This window comes from Variovorax sp. 01T439_2 (assembly GCF_056398445.1).
The window spans coordinates 1-5,668 of the sequence record NZ_JBFTPJ010000330.1; the positions used below are offsets into that span (position 1 = coordinate 1).

A 5,668-nucleotide genomic window follows, 5' to 3' on the forward strand; every position below is an offset into this window, starting at 1 on the left:
CGTATGACGGGGTGAATTGATCGTTTTTGGCGCAAAAGCCGGCGCGTTCGCGGGGGTTGCGGCAAAGGCGGGATAATACCCGAATCCCCTCTGAATCCCGTGTTAGCACCCTCTCCGGCGTGCGATTACTTCCGGTTTTTTCGACCGGTCCGACCCATGTCACTTTCCGCCTCAGATATTGCACGCATCGCCTCCCTGGCGCGGCTGCAGCTTGCTTCCGACGAAAGCGAGCGCATGCTCAGCCAGATCAACGGCTTCTTTGACCTGGTCGAACGCATGCGTTCGGTCGACACCGCCGGGGTGGAGCCGCTGGCCCATCCGGTGGCCGCCGTCGAGGACATCACGCTGCGCCTGCGCGACGACGTGGCAAGCGAACCCGACAACCGCGAAGCCAACCAGAAGAGCGCCCCGGCCGTCGAAGCCGGCCTGTTCCTCGTGCCGAAGGTGATCGAATGAGCGGCGAATTGCACCAGATGGGCGTGGCCGACCTGGCCAAGGCATTGGCCGAGCGCAAGGTTTCGGCCGTCGAGGCCTCGCAGGTCTTCCTGGGCCGCATGAAGGCCCACGAATCGCTCGGCACCTTCGTCGACGTGAACGAAGACGTCACGCTGGCCCAGGCCCGCGCGGCCGACGCGCTCATTGCCAAGGGCAACGCGCCGGCGCTGGCCGGCGTGCCGATCGCGCACAAGGACATCTTCGTCACCACCGATTTCGCCACCACTGCCGGCTCCAAGATGCTCGCGGGCTACCGCTCGCCCTTCGACGCCACCGTGGTGCGCCGCCTGGCCGAGGCCGGCGCGGTCACGCTGGGCAAGCTCAGCTGCGACGAATTCGCGATGGGCTCGGCCAACGAGAACGTCGCCGTGCCCGCCGTGGGCCACGACAAGGCCGTGCCGGTGCAGAACCCGTGGAACCGCGAGCGCATTCCGGGCGGCTCCTCGGGCGCCAGCGCGGCGGCCGTGGCAGCGCGCCTGGCCCCTGCGGCCACCGGCACCGACACCGGCGGCTCGATCCGCCAGCCGGCCTCGTTCTGCGGCATCACCGGCATCAAGCCGACCTACGGCCGCGCCTCGCGCTACGGCATGGTGGCCTTCGCATCGAGCCTGGACCAGGCCGGCCCGATGGCCCGCTCGGCCGAAGACTGCGCGCTGCTGCTGTCGGCCTTCTGCGGCCCCGACCTGGACCGCGACTCGACCTCGCTCGACAAGCCCGCCGAAGACTTCGGCCGCTCGCTCGGCGATTCGCTCGAGGGCCTGCGCATCGGCGTGCCGAAGGAGTTCTTCGGCGAAGGCGTGGCACCCGGCGTGCGCGCGGCCATCGATGCGGCCCTTGTGCAGTACGAAAAGCTCGGCGCCAGGCGCGTCGAGGTGTCGCTGCCGCTCACGGAACTGTCGATTCCCGTGTACTACATCCTGGCCGCGGCCGAAGCCTCGAGCAACCTGAGCCGCTTCGACGGCGTCAAGTTCGGCCACCGCGCCAAGCAGTACAAGGACCTGGCCGACATGTACGAGCGCACGCGCGCCGAAGGCTTCGGCGACGAAGTGAAGCGCCGCATCATGATCGGCACCTACGTGCTTTCGCACGGCTACTACGACGCCTACTACCTGCAGGCGCAGAAGGTGCGCCGCATGATCGCCGACGACTTCCAGCAGGCCTTCGGGCAGTGCGACCTGATCGCCGGCCCGGCCGCGCCGACCACCGCCTGGAAGATCGGCGAGCACGGCGGCGATCCGGTGGCCGACTACCTGGCCGACGTCTTCACGCTGCCCGCCTCGCTGGCCGGCCTGCCGGGCATGAGCGTGCCCGCGGGCTTCGACGCCGGCATGCCCGTCGGTTTGCAGCTGATCGGCAACTACTTCGGCGAAGCGAAGCTGCTGAACGCGGCCCACCGCTTCCAGCAAGCCACCGACTGGCACATGCGCACGCCGGAGGGCTTTTGAAATGAGCGAACCCGTGAACACTTTCGAAGCACAGCAAGAAGGCCGCCCGACCGGCCCGCTGGTGCGCGGCTATGAAGTCATCATCGGCTTCGAGACGCACGCGCAACTCTCGACCGCGAGCAAGATCTTCAGCCGCGCCTCCACCGCCTTTGGCGCCGAGCCCAACACGCAGGCCTGCGCGGTCGACCTCGCGCTGCCCGGCACGCTGCCCGTGATGAACAAGGGCGCGGTCGAGCGCGCCATCAAGCTGGGCCTCGCGCTCGGCTCGCACATTGCGCCGCGCAGCGTGTTCGCGCGCAAGAACTACTTTTACCCCGACCTGCCCAAGGGCTACCAGATCAGCCAGTACGAGATCCCGGTCGTGCAGGGCGGCTCCGTCTCGTTCTTCCTGGGCGAAGAAAAGAAGACCGTGCGCCTGGTGCGCGCCCACCTCGAGGAAGACGCGGGCAAGTCGCTGCACGAGAACTTCATCGGCCAGAGCGGCATCGACCTGAACCGCGCCGGCACGCCGCTGCTGGAGATCGTGACCGAGCCCGACATGCGCTCCACCGCCGAGGCCGTGGCCTATGCGCGCGAGCTGCACAAGATCGTCACCTGGATCGGCATCTGCGACGGCAACATGCAGGAAGGCAGCTTCCGCTGCGACGCCAACGTGTCGGTGCGCAAGCCCGGCGAGAAGCTCGGCACGCGGCGCGAGATCAAGAACCTGAACAGCTTCAAGTTCATGCAGCAGGCGATCGACTACGAGATCAACTCGCAGATCAACGAGCTGGAAGACGGCCGCAAGATCGAGCAGGCCACCGTGCTGTTCGACCCCGATACCGGCGAGACGCGCACCATGCGCACCAAGGAAGACGCGGCCGACTACCGCTACTTTCCCGACCCGGACCTGCCGCCGCTCGCCATCGAGCCCGAGTGGATCGAGCGCGTGCGCGCCACCATGCCCGAGCTGCCGCGCGCCATGGCCGAGCGCTACGTGCGCGAGCACGGCATGTCCGAATACGACGCGGCGCAGCTCACGCAGAGCCCGGCGCTCGCGCGCTATTTCGACGACGCGGTGAAGGCCGGCGCGACGCCCAAGCTCGCGAGCAACTGGATCACCGGCGAAATGGCGCGCCGCCTGAACGCGCAGGAGATCGGCATCGAGGCCGCGCCCGTCACGGCGCAGCAGCTGGCGCAGCTGGTCGGGCGCATTGCCGACGGCACGCTGCCCAACAACGCTGCGCGCCAGGTGTTCGACGCGCTCTGGACCGGCGAAGGCAGCGATGTCGACGCGATCATCGAGGCCAAGGACCTGAAGCCGATGAGCGACACCGGCGCGCTCGACAGGATCCTGGACGAGGTGATCGCAAAGAACGCGAAGAACGTCGAGGAATACCGCGGCGGCAAGGAAAAGGCGCTCAACGGCCTCGTGGGCCAGGTGATGAAGGCCAGCGGCGGCAAGGCGAACCCGGCGCAGGTGACCGAGCTGCTGAAAGCAAAATTGGGCTGAGCTTCAGCGGTTGACCCCGCCGTTGCGGGGAGACCAGAGTTGTTTGAGGCGCGTACGCTCCTCGTCGAAGCGCGCGTTGACGCGCTTCTTCTCGTCTTCCTGCTCGCCGATGAAGCGGTTCTGCACCGCCACGCTCTGCACGTTGTCCTCGAGCTTGCGGCGCACGGCGCCGGGCGCCTTGCTCACGTCGTGCTTGTAGAACTCGAGCTCCTCGTCGATCTTCCGGCGGTCTTCGGCGAGTTCGGCCAGGCGCTTCTTCGCGGCCTGGATCACCGCGTCGATCTGCACCAGCGCCTCGGCGCGCTCGTGGTCATGCACTTCGGCGTTGGGATAGCGCACCAGCAGTGCACGTTCGCGGCGGCGCTCGTCCGTCAGGCGCGCGGCCTGCAAGGCGGCCTCGCGGGCGCGGTCTTCGCGCTCGGCCAGTTCGCGGGCGGTGTACGTGGGCTCGATGCGGCGGCGCGTGGTGCCGCTCGGGCTCAGTTCGCGCTGCTCGCGGTCGACGCATTCGGCAATCGGGCGGTCGGCCGTGAGCGTGCGGCCGCGCGCATCGGTGCATGAATAAATGCCCGCGGCTGGCGCCGGTGCGGGCTGCGCCGGGGCCGCGCCGGCCCACAGTGCCATCGGCAACAGCAGCACCCAGGGGGCTGCGAACGGTCGGGCCGCCAGCCCGGGCTTGTGAATGGGCACGGCGTCGACTCAGTTGGCGCCGTAGCGCGCCCGGTAGGCGAGCACCCGCTCGCGATGCACGCCGAGGTCGGCGGCGGCACTGCCCGACAGGTAGTTCAGCAGGTCGTCGAGCGTGGCAATGGCCACCACCTGCAGGCCCAGCTGGTTGCGCACGTACTGCACGGCGCTGTGGTCCACGTCGACGCCGTTCTCGGTGGCTTTTTCCTGCCGGTCGAGCGCAATGGCCACCGCGTGCGGCGTGGCGCCCGCGGCTTCGATGGCGGCAATGGATTCGCGCACCGCGGTGCCGGCCGACATCACGTCGTCGACGATCAGCACGCGGCCCTTGAGCGGCGCGCCCACCAGGTTGCCGCCCTCGCCATGCGCCTTGGCTTCCTTGCGGTTGTAGGCAAAGGGATGGTTGCGCCCGCGCCGGGCCAGTTCGGCCGCCACCGTGGCGCCCAGCGGAATGCCCTTGTAGGCGGGGCCGAAGATCATGTCGAACTCGACGCCGCTCTCGATCAGCCGGTCTGCATAGAATCCGGCGAGCCGCGCGATCTTGGCGCCGTCGTCGAAGAGCCCCGAATTGAAGAAATAAGGACTCATTCGCCCGGCCTTGGTCTTGAACTCGCCAAAGCGCAGCACCCCTGCGTCGAGTGCGAACTGGACGAAATCCTGCGCCACCGCGCTGCCTTGCACACCATCTACAGCCATCGGAAATTCCTTGTGTTCAAACTGACCAGCCTCAATCTCAATGGCCTGCGTTCGGCCGCCACGAAAGGGGTGGCGGACTGGGTGGCCGAACTTGCGCCGGATTGTATTTGCATGCAGGAGATCCGGGTGCAGGCGAGCGACATCGAGGGCCGCTTCGAGGAAATGGCCGGCCTCAAGGGCCATTTCCATTTCGCCGAGAAAAAAGGCTACGCCGGCACCGCGATCTACACCAAGCACGCGCCGAGCGCCGTGGTGGTGGGCTGGGGCGACGCCGAATTCGATGCCGAGGGCCGGTATCTCGAACTGCGCTTCGACACGCCCCAGCGCAAGCTCTCGATCATCAGCTGCTATTTTCCGAGCGGCAGTTCGGGCGAGGAGCGGCAGGAAGCCAAGTTCCGCTTCCTGAAGGGCTTCTTTCCGCACCTCACTGCGCTCAAGAAGGAGCGCGAATTCATCCTTTGCGGCGACATCAACATCGCCCACAAGGAAATCGACCTCAAGAACTGGCGCGGCAACCAGAAGAACAGCGGCTTCCTGCCGGAAGAGCGCGCCTGGATGACCCGGCTGCTGGACGCCGGCGCCGACGGCGCGGGGCTGGTGGACGTCTACCGCCTGCTCAAGCCCGACACCACGGCCGAGGCCTACACATGGTGGAGCAACCGCGGCCAGGCCTACGCGAACAACGTGGGATGGCGGCTGGACTACCACCTGGCCACGCCGGCCCTGGGCGCGCTCGCGCGCAGCGAGCAGATCTACAAGACCATCAAGTTCAGCGACCACGCGCCGATCACGGTGGACTACGACTTCACGCTGTAGCCGAAAAGGCCGCTTCAGCGCGGCGCCGCCTTGCCCG

The 5,668-nt window shown here is 67.6% G+C and carries 6 protein-coding genes; 4 read left to right on the top strand and 2 right to left on the bottom strand.

Annotation, left to right across the window (positions count from 1 at the left end):
* The first annotated feature begins 156 nt into the window (after positions 1-156).
* The 3 genes from gatC to gatB are packed head-to-tail and all read left to right on the top strand — an operon-like array spanning position 157 to position 3,432.
* A complete protein-coding gene (gene gatC, locus AC1DOC_RS16675; RefSeq protein ID WP_012745446.1) occupies positions 157-456 on the top strand; it encodes an Asp-tRNA(Asn)/Glu-tRNA(Gln) amidotransferase subunit GatC in 300 nt (99 codons plus the stop codon).
* Positions 453-1,940 carry an Asp-tRNA(Asn)/Glu-tRNA(Gln) amidotransferase subunit GatA gene (gene gatA, locus AC1DOC_RS16680; RefSeq protein ID WP_478079569.1) on the top strand — a complete coding sequence of 496 codons (1,488 nt, stop codon included), beginning with the start codon at positions 453-455 and terminating at the stop codon, positions 1,938-1,940. The genes gatC and gatA overlap by 4 nt, the downstream gene beginning before the upstream one ends.
* 1 nt (position 1,941) lies before the next feature.
* A complete protein-coding gene (gene gatB / locus AC1DOC_RS16685; protein ID WP_478079570.1) occupies positions 1,942-3,432 on the top strand; it encodes an Asp-tRNA(Asn)/Glu-tRNA(Gln) amidotransferase subunit GatB in 1,491 nt (496 codons plus the stop codon).
* Positions 3,433-3,435: 3 nt separating this feature from the next.
* On the opposite strand, the gene AC1DOC_RS16690 is transcribed toward gatB, so the two are convergent.
* Positions 3,436-4,122 (bottom strand): DUF4124 domain-containing protein, encoded by a 687-nt coding sequence (locus AC1DOC_RS16690; RefSeq protein ID WP_478079571.1) that lies wholly within the window; start codon positions 4,120-4,122, stop codon positions 3,436-3,438.
* A gap of 9 nt (positions 4,123-4,131) precedes the next feature.
* A complete protein-coding gene (gene pyrE / locus AC1DOC_RS16695) occupies positions 4,132-4,815 on the bottom strand; it encodes an orotate phosphoribosyltransferase (protein ID WP_012745442.1) in 684 nt (227 codons plus the stop codon).
* Positions 4,816-4,827: 12 nt separating this feature from the next.
* Here pyrE and AC1DOC_RS16700 point away from each other — a divergent pair, with 12 nt between their 5' ends.
* Positions 4,828-5,631 carry an exodeoxyribonuclease III gene (locus tag AC1DOC_RS16700; RefSeq protein WP_478083682.1) on the top strand — a complete coding sequence of 268 codons (804 nt, stop codon included), beginning with the start codon at positions 4,828-4,830 and terminating at the stop codon, positions 5,629-5,631.
* The last annotated feature ends 37 nt before the right edge of the window (positions 5,632-5,668 follow it).